The organism is Vibrio diazotrophicus (assembly GCF_038452265.1).
Classification (GTDB): domain Bacteria; phylum Pseudomonadota; class Gammaproteobacteria; order Enterobacterales; family Vibrionaceae; genus Vibrio; species Vibrio diazotrophicus.
Genome location: NZ_CP151842.1, coordinates 1 through 14,561, shown reverse-complemented (window position 1 = coordinate 14,561; position 14,561 = coordinate 1). Strand labels below are relative to the sequence as shown.

Annotated in this window: 11 protein-coding genes; 4 read left to right on the top strand and 7 right to left on the bottom strand. The window is 44.7% G+C overall.

What is annotated here, in order from left to right; all coding sequences use genetic code 11:
• Positions 1-17 precede the first annotated feature (17 nt).
• A complete protein-coding gene (locus AAGA51_RS00055) occupies positions 18-278 on the bottom strand; it encodes a hypothetical protein (protein ID WP_042489486.1) in 261 nt (86 codons plus the stop codon).
• A 138-nt stretch (positions 279-416) separates the two neighbouring features.
• On the bottom strand, positions 417-971 hold the full coding sequence (locus AAGA51_RS00050) for a TMEM165/GDT1 family protein (RefSeq protein WP_042489488.1): 555 nt from the start codon (positions 969-971) through the stop codon (positions 417-419).
• Between the two features lie 432 nt (positions 972-1,403).
• On the opposite strand from AAGA51_RS00050, the gene glyQ reads away from it, so the two are divergent.
• The 3 genes from glyQ (at position 1,404) to AAGA51_RS00035 (ending at position 5,848) form a co-directional block, all read left to right on the top strand.
• A complete protein-coding gene (gene glyQ / locus AAGA51_RS00045; RefSeq protein WP_042489583.1) occupies positions 1,404-2,321 on the top strand; it encodes a glycine--tRNA ligase subunit alpha in 918 nt (305 codons plus the stop codon).
• Between the two features lies 1 nt (position 2,322).
• On the top strand, positions 2,323-4,389 hold the full coding sequence (gene glyS / locus AAGA51_RS00040) for a glycine--tRNA ligase subunit beta (protein WP_042489491.1): 2,067 nt from the start codon (positions 2,323-2,325) through the stop codon (positions 4,387-4,389).
• 208 nt (positions 4,390-4,597) lie between these two features.
• Complete coding sequence (locus AAGA51_RS00035) at positions 4,598-5,848, top strand: valine--pyruvate transaminase (protein WP_042489494.1); 1,251 nt, start codon at positions 4,598-4,600, stop codon at positions 5,846-5,848.
• Between the two features lie 40 nt (positions 5,849-5,888).
• Here AAGA51_RS00035 and AAGA51_RS00030 read toward each other — a convergent pair whose 3' ends face one another.
• Positions 5,889-6,323 (bottom strand): Hsp20 family protein, encoded by a 435-nt coding sequence (locus AAGA51_RS00030; RefSeq protein ID WP_042489497.1) that lies wholly within the window; start codon positions 6,321-6,323, stop codon positions 5,889-5,891.
• Between the two features lie 470 nt (positions 6,324-6,793).
• Between AAGA51_RS00030 and AAGA51_RS00025 the strand changes: the two genes are divergently transcribed.
• Positions 6,794-8,371 carry an AMP-binding protein gene (locus tag AAGA51_RS00025; protein WP_042489500.1) on the top strand — a complete coding sequence of 526 codons (1,578 nt, stop codon included), beginning with the start codon at positions 6,794-6,796 and terminating at the stop codon, positions 8,369-8,371.
• Positions 8,372-8,459: 88 nt separating this feature from the next.
• Here the strand turns inward: AAGA51_RS00025 and gyrB are convergent, their stop codons facing one another.
• Genes gyrB through dnaA form a run of 4 tightly spaced genes read right to left on the bottom strand, consistent with a single transcriptional unit; the run spans position 8,460 to position 14,561 of the window.
• Complete coding sequence (gyrB, locus tag AAGA51_RS00020; protein WP_042489503.1) at positions 8,460-10,877, bottom strand: DNA topoisomerase (ATP-hydrolyzing) subunit B; 2,418 nt, start codon at positions 10,875-10,877, stop codon at positions 8,460-8,462.
• Between the two features lie 19 nt (positions 10,878-10,896).
• Positions 10,897-11,976: a DNA replication/repair protein RecF gene (gene recF, locus AAGA51_RS00015; protein ID WP_042489506.1), complete on the bottom strand. Its 1,080-nt coding sequence runs from the start codon at positions 11,974-11,976 to the stop codon at positions 10,897-10,899.
• A 20-nt stretch (positions 11,977-11,996) separates the two neighbouring features.
• Entirely contained in the window at positions 11,997-13,097 is a 1,101-nt protein-coding gene (gene dnaN, locus AAGA51_RS00010; RefSeq protein WP_042489509.1) for a DNA polymerase III subunit beta, read from the bottom strand.
• A gap of 60 nt (positions 13,098-13,157) precedes the next feature.
• Positions 13,158-14,561, bottom strand: a complete 1,404-nt coding sequence (gene dnaA / locus AAGA51_RS00005; RefSeq protein WP_042489512.1) for a chromosomal replication initiator protein DnaA — start codon at positions 14,559-14,561, stop codon at positions 13,158-13,160.

Here is a 14,561-nt window from a genome sequence, read left to right as displayed (position 1 = left end):
TCGTGGCAGCCTTTTGCTTAATCTTGATTTTCTACAGAGCGTAACTCCGCTTGCAGTTTGTTGACCTGTTTTTGTAACGCTCTAATTTCGTTATGCAGTGGAATGATGTGGGATACCCGAATCCAAGACTCAACGCTTAAAGCCGCCATAATGATTGCACCAGCAACCATTGGTAGCCACATTTCCGTTAACGACATTCCAAGCAAAGTTAAACCAAAGCCAAACGTAAACAAATAAGCCTGACTCTTAACGCTCATCCCCATGTATCGTGACAACATAAACGAGCCCTCTTTTTTAGAAAACCATCGCCTATTACATTAGCATGACAAGCGTGACACAAATATGTCAGTCCGCGCATTATTGATTGTTATTTAAACAATATTTGCAACCAAAAATGACAGACTGACTGGTGTTACTTATAAGAAGGCTGTACCCGCAGCTAAGGCCAAGAACAGCAGTGCGGTGACTTTTCGAATCATAGCTAAAGGAAGTTTGTCAGCAGACAATTTGCCAATCAGAACAACCGGAACGTTGGCTAGCAGCATACCAATTGTCGTACCCAACACCACCATGGTTAACGCGTCTGCGAACTGAGCACCAAGAATAGAAGTCGCAATCTGAGTTTTGTCACCAATTTCAGCGACAAAGAACGCGATAAAACTTGCAATAAAAGGCCCGCGATTCGAGATTTCCTCGTCATCATCCAATTTATCTGGAATCAACACCCAGCCAGCCATGGCTAAGAAACTGACCACCACGACCCATTTAAGGATTTCCGGAGATAAATAATCGGCAACTACAACACCTAACCAAGCAGCTAATGCGTGGTTCACAACGGTTGCAAGGAAAATAGCAGCAATGATTGGTACCGGTTTACGGTAACGGCTGGCTAACAGAAGAGATAGTAATTGGGTTTTGTCACCAATTTCGGCTAAGGCGACAGTTGTAATTGAAATAGCTAAAACGCTCACGACCTACTCATTAGGGTAGGGATTATTATATAAACCATAGACAAACCCCACGCCCTACCCAAGTTCGCGGTGTTTGTCTAAGGTCTTGCTAAACTCGAAGGGCTTCGAGTCTCGGACGCCATGGTGATTTTGCACCAATTATGTTGACGAACGAATCGGTACTGTTTGCCACAGCGCCCGATAAGCTACTCCCCAAAGACAGGCCAAATTCTATACAGCATCGTTATTAATCTCAACCCCAAATTCGCCATAGGCTTCCATTTAACTTTTCTCTTATCAAAGAATAAATACTAATAAACGACAAAAACTCTCCTAAAAGAAAGTTTAAGCTAATAATTAAGCAATATTGGCACTACTTTGTCAGGGAATAACTGGGTATACTTGATCGTTATTTTTTATCAATTCAGACAGAAGAATCGCGCGAACCTGACTATGCAAAAATACGATATCAAAACCTTTCAGGGTATGATCCTCGCGCTGCAGGATTATTGGGCCCAACAAGGCTGTACCATTGTTCAGCCATTAGATATGGAAGTGGGCGCTGGTACGTCTCACCCAATGACGTGCTTACGAGCTCTTGGTCCAGAGCCAATCGCTACAGCGTACGTTCAACCTTCACGCCGTCCAACTGATGGTCGTTACGGTGAAAACCCTAACCGTCTTCAGCACTATTACCAGTTCCAGGTGATCATTAAACCGTCACCAGACAACATTCAAGAACTGTACTTAGGTTCTCTGAAAGTGCTAGGTGTTGACCCACAAGTACACGATATCCGTTTCGTGGAAGATAACTGGGAAAACCCAACGCTAGGTGCATGGGGTCTTGGCTGGGAAGTTTGGCTAAACGGTATGGAAGTAACTCAGTTTACTTACTTCCAACAAGTTGGTGGTCTAGAGTGTAAACCTGTTACAGGCGAAATCACTTACGGTATCGAACGTCTGGCGATGTACATTCAGGGCGTGGATTCTGTGTATGACTTGGTATGGACAGATGGCCCACTAGGCAAAGTAACCTATGGTGACATTTTCCATCAAAACGAAGTTGAGCAATCAACTTACAACTTCGAACACGCAGATGTGGATTTCCTATTCACCTTCTTCGACCAGTGTGAAAAAGAGTGTAAACACCTGCTTGAGCTTGAAAAGCCTCTCCCGCTACCAGCTTACGAACGTATTTTGAAAGCTGGCCACGCGTTCAACCTACTGGATGCGCGTAAAGCAATCTCAGTAACAGAGCGTCAGCGTTACATCCTACGTATTCGTAACCTAACTAAATCGGTTGCAGAAGCGTACTACGCATCTCGTGAAGCTTTGGGCTTCCCTATGTGTAAAAAGGGTGAGGACAAATAAGATGGCAAAAGAATTTCTAATTGAACTCGGTACTGAAGAGTTACCACCAAAGCAACTTCGCACGCTAGCGGAAGCATTTGCTGCAAACTTTGAAGCTGAATTAAAAGCCGCAGACCTTGCTCATGAAGGCATCAAGTGGTTTGCAACGCCACGTCGTTTGGCTCTTAAAGTCGCTAACCTTGCTGAAGGCCAAGCGGATAAAGTCGTTGAAAAACGTGGTCCTGCGATTGCGGTTGCTTTTGATGCAGATGGCAAACCAACCAAAGCTGCTGAAGGCTGGGCTCGTGGTAACGGCATCACTGTTGAACAAGCAGATCGCCTAAAGACAGACCAAGGTGAATGGCTGCTTTACAAACAAGAAGTGAAAGGCCAAGAAGCAAAAGCGGTTGTTGTTGAACTTGCAGCAAAAGCACTGGCTAACCTGCCTATCGCGAAACCAATGCGTTGGGGTGATAAAGAAACTCAATTTATCCGCCCAGTTAAAACGCTAACCATTCTGTTCGGTGATGAACTTATCGAAGGTGAAATCCTTGGTGTGAGTTCTTCTCGTACTATCCGTGGTCACCGTTTCATGGGTGAAGCAGAATTTACTATCGATTCTGCATCTCAATACCCAGCGATTCTGGAAGAGCGCGGCAAAGTCATCGCTGATTACGATGCACGTAAAGCTACTATCATTGCTGATGCACAAAAAGCAGCACAAGAAGTTGGCGGTGTTGCTGACCTAGAAGATGACCTAGTAGAAGAAGTAACTTCACTGGTTGAATGGCCTGTTGTGCTTACTGCTAAGTTTGAAGAAAAATTCCTCAAAGTACCTTCAGAAGCCTTGGTTTACACCATGAAAGGCGACCAGAAGTACTTCCCAGTGTATGACGCAGATAAGAAACTGCTGCCTAACTTTATCTTCGTATCTAACATCGAGTCTAAAGAGCCTCGTCATGTTATTGAAGGTAACGAGAAAGTGGTTCGTCCACGTCTTGCTGATGCAGAGTTCTTCTTCAACACTGACCTGAAGAGCAAACTGGTTGATCGCCTTCCTCAGCTAGAAACGGCAATCTTCCAGCAAAAACTGGGCACCATCAAAGACAAAACAGACCGTATTACTGAACTTGCAGGCTACATTGCTGAGCAAATCGGTGCGGATGTTGAGAAATCAAAACGTGCTGGCCTGCTAGCAAAGTGTGACCTAATGACATCAATGGTATTCGAATTTACCGATACTCAAGGTGTGATGGGCATGCACTACGCGCGCCACGACGGTGAAGCAGAAGAAGTTGCAGTAGCACTTAACGAGCAATACATGCCTCGTTTCGCTGGCGACAGCCTACCTACCAACGGTGTATCAGCAGCGGTTGCTATGGCGGATAAGTTGGACACTATCGTAGGTATCTTCGGTATTGGTCAAGCACCAAAAGGCAGTGACCCATTTGCACTACGCCGCGCATCACTGGGTGTTCTGCGTATCATCGTTGAATACGGTTACAACCTAGATTTAGTAGACTTAGTCGCGAAAGCGAAATCACTGTTCGGTGATCGTTTAACCAACGAAAGCGTAGAGCAAGATGTGATTGAATTTATGCTAGGTCGTTTCCGTGCATGGTACCAAGATGAAGGTTTCAGCGTAGACATCATCCAAGCAGTACTGGCTCGTCGCCCAACTAAACCAGCAGACTTTGACCAACGTGTTAAAGCGGTTTCTCACTTCCGTGAGTTGGATGCAGCAGAATCACTTGCAGCAGCAAACAAACGCGTGGGTAACATTCTGGCGAAATTCGAAGGCGAACTGCCAGCAGAGATCGAACTGTCTCTTCTTCAGGAAGATGCAGAGAAAGCTCTAGCTGAAAACGTTGAAGTTCTCACTGAAGCGTTAGAGCCTGCATTTGCAACGGGTAACTACCAACAAGCATTGAGCCAACTTGCTGCACTACGCGAGCCAGTAGATGCGTTCTTTGATAACGTAATGGTAATGGCAGATGATGAAGCATTGAAGAAAAACCGCTTAACTCTGCTTAACAACCTACGTAACTTGTTCCTGCAAATTGCGGATATCTCATTACTACAAAAGTAATTGAGTAACTCAGTTTAAAACACTGAGATTATCCCACTAAAGCTTGAAAAAGCGGCCTGACTCCTCCGAGTTGCGCCGCTTTTTTTACATCATAAGAAATAGTGCTTTGCCTCACAAAAGCATTACGGTATGTTCAGGAACTATTCTAAACGGCTGAGAATCTATCCGCCGGCAATACTCAAATAAACACAACCCCAGGTAGTCAGTAATGCAGTTTTCAACTTTTGGCGAGAAATTTAATCGATATTCTGGAATAACCCAATTAATGGACGATTTGAATGATGGTTTACGCACACCGGGTGCCATCATGCTTGGTGGAGGTAATCCTGCCGCCATTCCTGAAATGCTCGATTATTTCCGACTGACAACCGAAGAAATGCTGGCCGATGGCTCTTTACTGGCTGGAATGACCAACTACGACGGTCCTCAAGGTAAAGATGTGTTTATCAGCGCGTTGGCAAAACTGCTGCGTGATACTTATGGCTGGGACATTACAGAAAAGAACATCAGTTTAACCAACGGCAGCCAAAGTGGCTTTTTCTACCTGTTCAACCTGTTTGCGGGTAAACAACCAGATGGCAGCTTTAAGAAGATTTTATTGCCTCTAGCACCGGAATACATTGGTTATGGTGATGCGGGTATCGACGAAGATATTTTCGTTTCATATCACCCTGAGATCGAGCTACTGGATAACGGTCTGTTCAAATACCATGTCGATTTTGAGCAGCTAAAAGTCGACGATTCTGTTGCCGCTATCTGCGCCTCTCGTCCAACCAACCCAACGGGTAATGTGTTAACAGAGGAAGAGATCCACAAGCTCGACCAATTGGCTCGTGAGAACAATATCCCGCTACTGGTCGATAACGCTTATGGTGTGCCGTTTCCAAACATCATTTTTGAAGATGTAGAACCATTCTGGAATGAAAACACCATTCTCTGCATGAGCTTATCAAAACTCGGTCTACCGGGCGTACGCTGCGGTATCGTGATTGCTAATGAACAAGTCACTGAAGCACTGAGCAATATGAACGGCATCATCAGCTTAGCGCCGGGCAGTATTGGCCCAGCATTGGCACACCGCATCATTGAAAAGAATGACTTATTGCGTCTGAGTGAAGAGGTGATTAAGCCTTTCTACAAACAAAAATCACAGCGTGCAGTAGAACTTCTGCAACAAGCTATCGATGATAAGCGTTTCCGTATTCATAAACCTGAAGGCGCTATTTTCCTTTGGCTATGGTTTGATGAACTGCCAATCACCACCATGGAGCTCTACAAACGCCTGAAAGATCGCGGTGTTCTGATTGTTCCGGGTGAGTATTTCTTTATTGGTCAGAAGGAAGATTGGGCTCATGCGCATCAATGTCTGCGCATGAACTACGTTCAGGACGATGAAGCGATGCAAAAAGGCATTGCAGTGATCGCTGAAGAAGTGAAGAAAGCGTATCAGGAAGCATAAAACAGACACAAAAAAGCCCGCTTTCGCGGGCTCTTTCATATTAATTCTCTAGTAAGTGCTTGCCGTTAATGGCTATTTTTCGTGGTTGCATCACTTCTGGAATTTCACGTTCCAAATCAATGTGTAGCAAACCATTCTCCATATTGGCACCAATCACTTTTACGTAGTCAGCTAATTGGAACTTACGCTCGAAATCACGCTCGGCAATGCCCTGATAAACGTATTTTTTTTCTTCTGTTGGTTTACGCTCACCACGAACAATCAAGGTGTTTTCTTGTTGAGTGATATCTAGCTCTTCGTCAGCAAATCCAGCCACCGCCATGGTAATGCGGAACTTGTTCTCTTCTTGCTGCTCGATGTTGTATGGAGGAAAACCGCCTTGGCTATTTTTTGCTGCGTTCGCTTCCATCATATTAAGAAGACGATCAAAACCAATTGCGTTGCGGTATAGAGGAGTAAAATCTACAGTTCTCATAATAAGTATCCTTCTGTGAAGCAATATTTTTAAATGATGCATTGATTAGATGCTAAATAATGAAGCGGACTCTCCTTTTGGACGAGTCAGTGGAAACCCACCAGCTGCGGCATTTCCTGCTTCGTAAATAGATATAAGGCCACCTTTTACTCTTTCAAGTCTCCCTTAAAAAAATTTTTGTTTTTTATAGAGGCAACTCGTCTGGCATCTGATTGCATAAAAAATGATAAAAGTATCAAGAGTATTGGATGCCTATCACAAATTAGTGCCAATCCGCACAATATACCGTTCAGGACTATAGCCAAAAAAAATGGGTCAGTTAGACTCGCTTATTGTTAATGCAATGTTAAAAGAGTATTGAGTCATCATTCTCCCACAATTGCATATCTAATAAGCCTGATGACGGTGCTAAACCAAGATAGACCTCCTACACCGTATCTGCCGTCATGCATAAAAGGAATGAATAGAACATGATTAAAGATGCTTACCACTACACAAATAAATTCAATAACCTAGCACAATTACTTGAAGATGGATTTTCTCGCTATAGCGATAAGCCTGCGTTTCATTGTTTAGGTCAAACATTGACTTATGAGGATATTGAGCAAAAATCACGCTACTTATCACAGTGGTTGCGCCATGAATGCGGACTAGAAGCGGGTGACCGAATCGCAATTCAGCTACCGAACTTAACTCAGTACCCTATTGCCGCTTATGCCGCACTGCGGGCAGGGCTGATTATTGTGAATACCAATCCTCTCTACACCTCTAGAGAGATGAAACATCAGTTTAGTGATTCCGGCGCAAAAGCACTGATCATTCTGGAAGACTTAGTACCAAAATACCAAGCAATAGAATCTGAGCTGAATATCAAGCATGTGATCGTTACTGCCGCACCAGATCTGCTAACCCAACAAGAACAAGATCGCGGCACTTATAGCGACTTTAATAGCGCCATATCCGCAGGTAAACACCTACCTGTCGTCGACGAAAACAGTGCAATTGCAGATGATATTGCCGTTATTCAGTACACGGGTGGCACAACAGGTGTATCTAAAGGAGCTTGCCTGACACATAGCAACCTTATGACCAATGCAGCTCAGATGAACATTCGTCTCACACAGAAGATGATTGAAGGTGAAGACAGCTTTGTTTGCCCGCTACCGCTTTATCACATCTACGCGTTTACCGTGAATATGATCAGCCTGTTCAGCGTTGGGGTTCAAAATATTCTCATCCCTAATCCACGTGATATGGATGGTTTCGTTAATACGTTGAAAAACGTTCGCTTCTCTGGCTTATCCGGCATCAATACGCTGTTTATGGGGCTCTGCCAGCATCCAGAGATTTCATCTGTCGATTTCAGTCACCTGAAAGTCACGGTTTCCGGCGGTTCTATGCTGACCAGCAAAGCGTTTCATGTCTGGTACCAAACAACAGGGTGCACCATCACGGAAGGTTGGGGATTATCTGAAACGTCACCAGTGATTACCCTTAACGAATTTGGTAAAGAACAAGTTGGTTGTGTCGGTATTCCACTACTTGAAACCGAAGTCCAAGTTTGGGACATCAATAATCAACCTCTCGCGCAAGGAGAAGTTGGAGAATTGGTGGTGAAAGGGCCACAGGTCATGCCGGGCTACTGGCAACGACCAGATGAAACCAACAACTCGATTATTAATGGCTTCTTTAAAACGGGTGATGTCGGCTTGATTAAAACTGACGGCCAAGTGCAAATTGTGGATCGATTGAAAGATATGATTATCGTCTCTGGCTTCAATGTTTATCCAAACGAAGTAGAAGATATTCTATGTAGCCACCAGCACATCTTTGAAGCTGCGGTTGTCGGCGATCATGACGAACACACTGGCGAGTTAGTACATGCTCATGTCGCAACACTAGAGCCATTAGACGAGGGTGATGTCATCCACTTCTGTCGCCAGCACCTCACTAACTACAAAGTACCAAAACGAATTACTTTCCATGAGCAACTACCAAAATCAGCGGTTGGCAAAGTACTGCGTCGAGAGCTACGTAATGCTCAATAGCTAAAGTAATACGGCAAGCATAAAAAAGGCGCACTTTAAAGTGCGCCTTTTACTATTTCGAATAACTCAGACTATACGTCCAAGCTAACTACACGTCTAAGTTAGCTACTTTCAGTGCGTTGTTTTCAATAAACGCACGACGAGGTTCAACTTGGTCACCCATTAGCGTAGTAAACAGCTCATCAGCACCAACCGCATCTTCAATGGTTACTTGCATCATACGACGAGTTTCTGGGTCCATCGTGGTTTCCCAAAGCTGATCAGGGTTCATCTCACCAAGACCTTTGTATCGTTGTAAAGAAAGACCACGACGAGACTCTTTAATTAACCAATCAAGCGCAGAAGCAAAGCTATCTACTGGTTGAGTACGTTCACCACGTTTGATAAATGCACCCTCTTCAATCAAGCCACGTAGTGCTTCTGAAGCGTCAGCCAGCTTGCTGTACTCTCTTGAGTTAAGCAGGTCTACACTGATCAAGTATTCGTAAGTCACACCATGAGTACGAACGACAATCTTAGGCGCATAAACATTTTGCTCTGCATTGTGTTCTACTTGGTAACTGTATTGGCTCGCACCAGACTCTTTTGCGTTAAGCTGATCAACTAAAACTGCCGTCCAAGCATCTACTGCCGCCTGATCTTGGCATTGTTCAGCAGTCAATCGAGGCACATACATGAATTCCTGAACCATCGCGTATGGGTAACGACGACTCATACGACCAACTAGCTTAACCGCAGCATTGTACTGGTGTACAAGCTGCTCAAGTGGAGCACCAGCCAATGCCGGAGCATCCGCATTGACATGCAGTGCTGCGCCATCTAACGCGAGAGAAACTTGGTATTGTTCCATAGCTTCTTCATCTTTGATGTATTGCTCTTGTTTACCTTTCTTCACTTTGTAAAGCGGTGGCTGTGCAATGTAGATGTAGCCACGCTCAATAAGCTCAGGCATTTGACGGTAGAAGAAGGTCAACAGTAGCGTACGAATGTGCGAACCATCGACGTCCGCATCGGTCATGATGATGATGTTGTGGTAGCGCAGTTTATCTGGGTTGTATTCATCGCGACCGATACCACAACCTAATGCAGTAATCAGTGTTGCCACTTCCTGAGAAGAAAGCATTTTATCAAAACGTGCTTTTTCAACGTTTAGAATCTTACCTTTCAGCGGAAGAATTGCTTGGTTCTTTCGGTTACGTCCCTGCTTAGCTGAACCGCCAGCAGAGTCACCCTCCACTATGTACAGTTCAGACAGTGCAGGATCTTTTTCCTGACAGTCAGCAAGTTTACCTGGAAGACCAGCAAGGTCCAACGCGCCTTTACGACGAGTCATCTCACGAGCTTTACGCGCTGCTTCACGTGCACGTGCCGCATCGATAATTTTGCTACACACCATTTTTGCTTCAGAAGGATGCTCAGCTAGGAACTCGTTAAGTTTCTCGCCCATTGCAGATTCAACTGCAGATTTCACTTCAGAAGAAACCAGTTTGTCTTTGGTTTGGCTTGAGAATTTTGGATCCGGAACTTTAACCGAGACAACTGCAGTCAAACCTTCACGCGCATCGTCACCAGATGTCGCTGTTTTGGCTTTCTTGCTGTAGCCTTCTTTATCCATGTAGGTGTTTAACGTACGAGTTAACGCTGCACGGAAACCGGCTAAGTGAGTACCACCATCACGCTGTGGGATGTTGTTGGTAAAGCAGTAAATACCTTCTTGGAAACCGTCGTTCCACTGCATCGCTACTTCAACGCTAATACCGTCTTCACGTTCTGAGTTAAAGTGGAACACTTTCTCATGAATCGGAGTTTTGTTGCGGTTAAGGTGAGTAACAAACGCTTGGATACCACCTTCATACATAAAGTGGTCTTGTTTATCTTCTTCACGCTCATCAATCAGTTTGATTGATACGCCTGAGTTTAGGAATGAAAGCTCACGTAGACGTTTAGCAAGAATATCGTAATGGAATTCGATATTGGTAAAGGTGTCAGCACTTGGCCAGAAACGAACCGTTGTACCTGTTTTTTCAGTATCACCAACAACGCTTAGTGGCGCTTGAGGCACACCATGGCGATAGGTTTGAGTATGGATGTGACCACCGCGGTAAATAGTCAGAAGCACTTTTTCTGATAGTGCGTTAACCACTGACACACCTACGCCATGCAGACCACCTGATACTTTGTAAGAGTTATCATCGAACTTACCACCAGCGTGCAGTACTGTCATGATAACTTCTGCCGCAGAAACATTTTCTTCTTCGTGCAGTTCAGTTGGGATACCACGGCCGTCATCGCTAACCGATACTGAGTTATCTTCGTGAATAGTAACGATGATGTCTTTACAGTGACCTGCTAACGCTTCATCTATTGAGTTATCCACCACCTCAAAAACCATGTGGTGTAGACCGGTGCCATCATCAGTGTCCCCGATGTACATACCTGGACGTTTACGTACTGCGTCCAGACCCTTTAGTACCTTAATACTCGATGAATCGTAATTATTCGACATGAGTTACTCTCTGACTAAATTATCCTTGCTCTATTGTGCCATGTTCCACATGAAACATCTTGCTGTTTGGCTCGACCATGTCGGCAACTTGGCTTTGTGTAATAGAACTTACAAAAACTTGAGCCTGCGTCGCCTTCAAGCAGTCTGCAAGACGCTTACGACGCTGGCTATCGAGTTCGGAAGCAAAATCATCAATTAAGTAGATGCATTGCTTCCCGGTCAACTCAGTTAAGTGTTGGCCCTGTGCGACACGTAGTGCACACACCATTAATTTCAGTTGCCCCCGTGAAAGCACATCTTCCACCGGAGTACCGTTAACTTTTATCTTCAAATCAGCTTTATTTGGGCCACTGAAGGTGTAGCCAAGCTGTTGATCGCGTTCGAAGTTCTTTTCTAATATCTGCTGGTATGGGGTCTCTTTATCCCAACCGCGGTAGTACTTTACCGCAATATCAAACTCGGGTAAAAACGTGCGGCATAACTCTTCTGCGACAACTTTCATTTGTTCGACGTAAGTTCTGCGCCATTGGTCAATATTTTCAGCCAACAAGGCCAATTCTTGATCCCAATAACTCAGCTCACGATAGCTGGTTGCTGTTTTGAGTAATGCATTACGCTGTTTACTTAAACGCTTAAATCTTCCCCATGCATCATAGAATGCAGGTTCAGAATGAAACACACCCCAATCAATAAATGATCGACGCTGTTTCGGTCCATCCGTTAATAAATCAAAGCCTTCAGGATGAATCAACTGCAATGGTAAAACTTGTGCCAACTGTGCCAATTTTTGCCCAGATTGACCGCCTATTTTAACCTCAGTTGAACCGTCGCGCTGCTTATTAATACCAATCGGTAACTCAAATTGATCCGATGTCAAAAAACGCCCGTGAACAAACAGTTCAGAGCACTCATTTTGAATCACTCGACCCGTGAGCGAACTTTTAAAAGAGCGCCCATGCCCAAGCAGATAAATTGCTTCTAAGACGCTGGTTTTGCCACTTCCGTTGACACCAATAAGAAAGTTAAAGCCTGATGATAATGAAATATCACAGGCTCTAATATTACGAAATTGCTGAATAACCAGACGGGTTAGCGGCATAGCGCGAAGTTAACTCTTGGTTACAGGCGAATTGGCATCACGACGTACATCGCGCTGTCATCTTCCGCATTTTCCACCAGCGCACTGGCATTAGCATCTGACATAGAGATACGTACGTTATCACAACGAAGGGTATTCAACACATCGAGGATATAGCTTACGTTGAAGCCGATCTCAATGGCGTCTCCTTCGAAGGTAACATCTAACACCTCTTCCGCTTCTTCCTGTTCTGGGTTGTTTGCTGTAATGCGCATTTCGTTTTCATCAAGATTCACTCGCACACCACGGAATTTTTCATTCGATAAAATCGCAGCGCGTGAAAAACACTGACGCAACTCATCACAGTTAGCAAGCAATACTTTGTTGGTACTTTGCGGCATTACGCGTCGATAATCAGGGAAACGACCATCAACCAGCTTAGAAGTGAAAACAAAATTGTTCACATCTGCACGCAGATTTGAGCTACCAATTTGCAGTACCACAGATTGCTCTGGAGCATCCAGCAGCTTCACTAATTCCAATACACCTTTACGCGGTAGGATGATTTGCTTATGAGCAAAATCTGCACCTAATTCGGTTTGAGAAACCGCCATACGGTGACCATCAGTTGCCACTGAACGAAGCGTGCTGCCATCAATTTCAAACAGCATACCGTTTAGGTAGTAACGCACGTCTTGGTTTGCCATCGAAAATTGCGTTTTCTCTATCAAACCACGAAGCTCTGCCTGAGTGAGTGAAATTTCAACTTCACTTTGCCAATCTTCGATATTTGGGAAGTCGTTCGCTGGCAGAGTCGCTAATGAGAATCGGCTTCGCCCAGAACGAACTTGAATGCGATCACCTTCTAACAGCACAGTGATTACCGCTGAGTCAGGAAGACCTCGGCAAATATCGAGAAATTTACGCGCCGGAACGGTAATGCTGCCTGCTTCAAAATCCCCTTCCAACGTCACTCGGCTGATCAGTTCAACTTCTAAATCCGTTGCCGTCATCGACAATTGATTGTCTTCAACTTTAATCAGCAAATTACCTAATATAGGCAGTGACGCTCGGCCACCTAAAGTGCCGGAAACTTGTTGTAGAGGTTTAATGAAGTGGCTACGTTCGATAGTAAATTTCATAGTGTGCTCTTAAACGATAGACGGATTAACGACGCAAAATCAGCGCAAACTATAGCGCAATTATGATGAAAGCGTGCGAATCAAATTCGAATAGTCTTCTTTTATGTCGTGGCTCTCTTCGCGCAGTTGCTCGATTTTACGACATGCGTGAAGCACAGTGGTATGGTCGCGACCACCAAAAGCATCACCAATTTCTGGTAAGCTGTGGTTGGTGAGTTCTTTCGCTAGCGCCATTGCTAATTGACGAGGACGCGCAACAGAACGTGAACGGCGTTTTGAAAGTAAATCCGCCATTTTAATTTTGTAGTACTCTGCGACTGTCTTTTGAATATTATCAATGGTGACCAGCTTTTCTTGCAGAGCTAATAAGTCACGCAGCGCTTCACGAACAAAATCAATGGTAATCGGACGACCGGTAAAGTTCGCATTGGCGATAACACGGTTAAGTGCACCTTCCAACTCACGAACGTTTGAACGCAGACGTTTCGCAATAAAGAACGCCACTTCATCTGGCAGATGAATTTGGTGATCTTCCGCTTTCTTCATCAAAATCGCCACGCGAGTTTCTAGCTCTGGTGGTTCAATCGCCACCGTCAAACCCCAGCCGAAGCGAGATTTAAGGCGATCTTCTACGCCATTTATCTCTTTAGGATAACGGTCAGAAGTTAAGATGATTTGCTGGTTACCTTCCAACAAAGCGTTGAAAGTATGGAAGAACTCTTCTTGAGAGCGCTCTTTATTGGCAAAGAATTGAATATCATCGATCAATAACGCATCAACACTACGGTAGTAACGTTTAAATTCTTCAATCGCGTTATTTTGCAGTGCTTTAACCATGTCCTGAACGAAACGCTCAGAGTGCATGTAAACCACTTTAGCATTCGGTTTGTTATCGACAATCGCATTACCCACAGCGTGTAAAAGGTGGGTTTTACCTAAGCCCGTGCCGCCGTATAAGAATAAAGGGTTATACGCAGCACCCGGATTGTCCGCCACCTGACGAGCAGCAGCCAAACCTAACTGGTTCGATTTACCTTCAACGAAGTTATTGAACTTATGCTTAGGGTTGACGTTAGAACGATAAGTAATATCCGCTTCAACGGATTCATCATCCCATGTTTTATGAACAGGACGACGCTGAGCTAGTTGAGCTGGCGCAGATGATTCTGCTGCCACGTCTGCAGCAGAGCGCTTTGGCGCTGGCTTCACAGCCGCTACAGGTTTACTACCCACTTCAAAACGCAGGCTTGGTACATCGTTGCCGCAATACTCTCTCAACAATAAGTTAATGTTGTTGATGTACTTATCGCGAACCCAATCAAGCACAAAACGGTTAGGGGCAAACAAAGTGAGAGTATTATCATTGAGCTCCGCTTGTAGCGGACGAACCCACATGCTGAATTCTGCGGCTGGTAATTCTTCTTGAAGCTGTTGCAAACATTGCAACCAAAGCGAAGATGACAC

Bases quoted from the DNA above. Each gene is read 5' to 3' on its own strand.
- AAGA51_RS00055 (WP_042489486.1), bottom strand. From the start codon at position 278: ATGTTGTCACGATACATGGGGATGAGCGTTAAGAGTCAGGCTTATTTG.
- glyQ (WP_042489583.1), top strand. From the start codon at position 1,404: ATGCAAAAATACGATATCAAAACCTTTCAGGGTATGATCCTCGCGCTG.
- glyS (WP_042489491.1), top strand. From the start codon at position 2,323: ATGGCAAAAGAATTTCTAATTGAACTCGGTACTGAAGAGTTACCACCA.
- AAGA51_RS00035 (WP_042489494.1), top strand. From the start codon at position 4,598: ATGCAGTTTTCAACTTTTGGCGAGAAATTTAATCGATATTCTGGAATA.
- AAGA51_RS00030 (WP_042489497.1), bottom strand. From the start codon at position 6,323: ATGAGAACTGTAGATTTTACTCCTCTATACCGCAACGCAATTGGTTTT.
- AAGA51_RS00025 (WP_042489500.1), top strand. From the start codon at position 6,794: ATGATTAAAGATGCTTACCACTACACAAATAAATTCAATAACCTAGCA.
- gyrB (WP_042489503.1), bottom strand. From the start codon at position 10,877: ATGTCGAATAATTACGATTCATCGAGTATTAAGGTACTAAAGGGTCTG.
- recF (WP_042489506.1), bottom strand. From the start codon at position 11,976: ATGCCGCTAACCCGTCTGGTTATTCAGCAATTTCGTAATATTAGAGCC.
- dnaN (WP_042489509.1), bottom strand. From the start codon at position 13,097: ATGAAATTTACTATCGAACGTAGCCACTTCATTAAACCTCTACAACAA.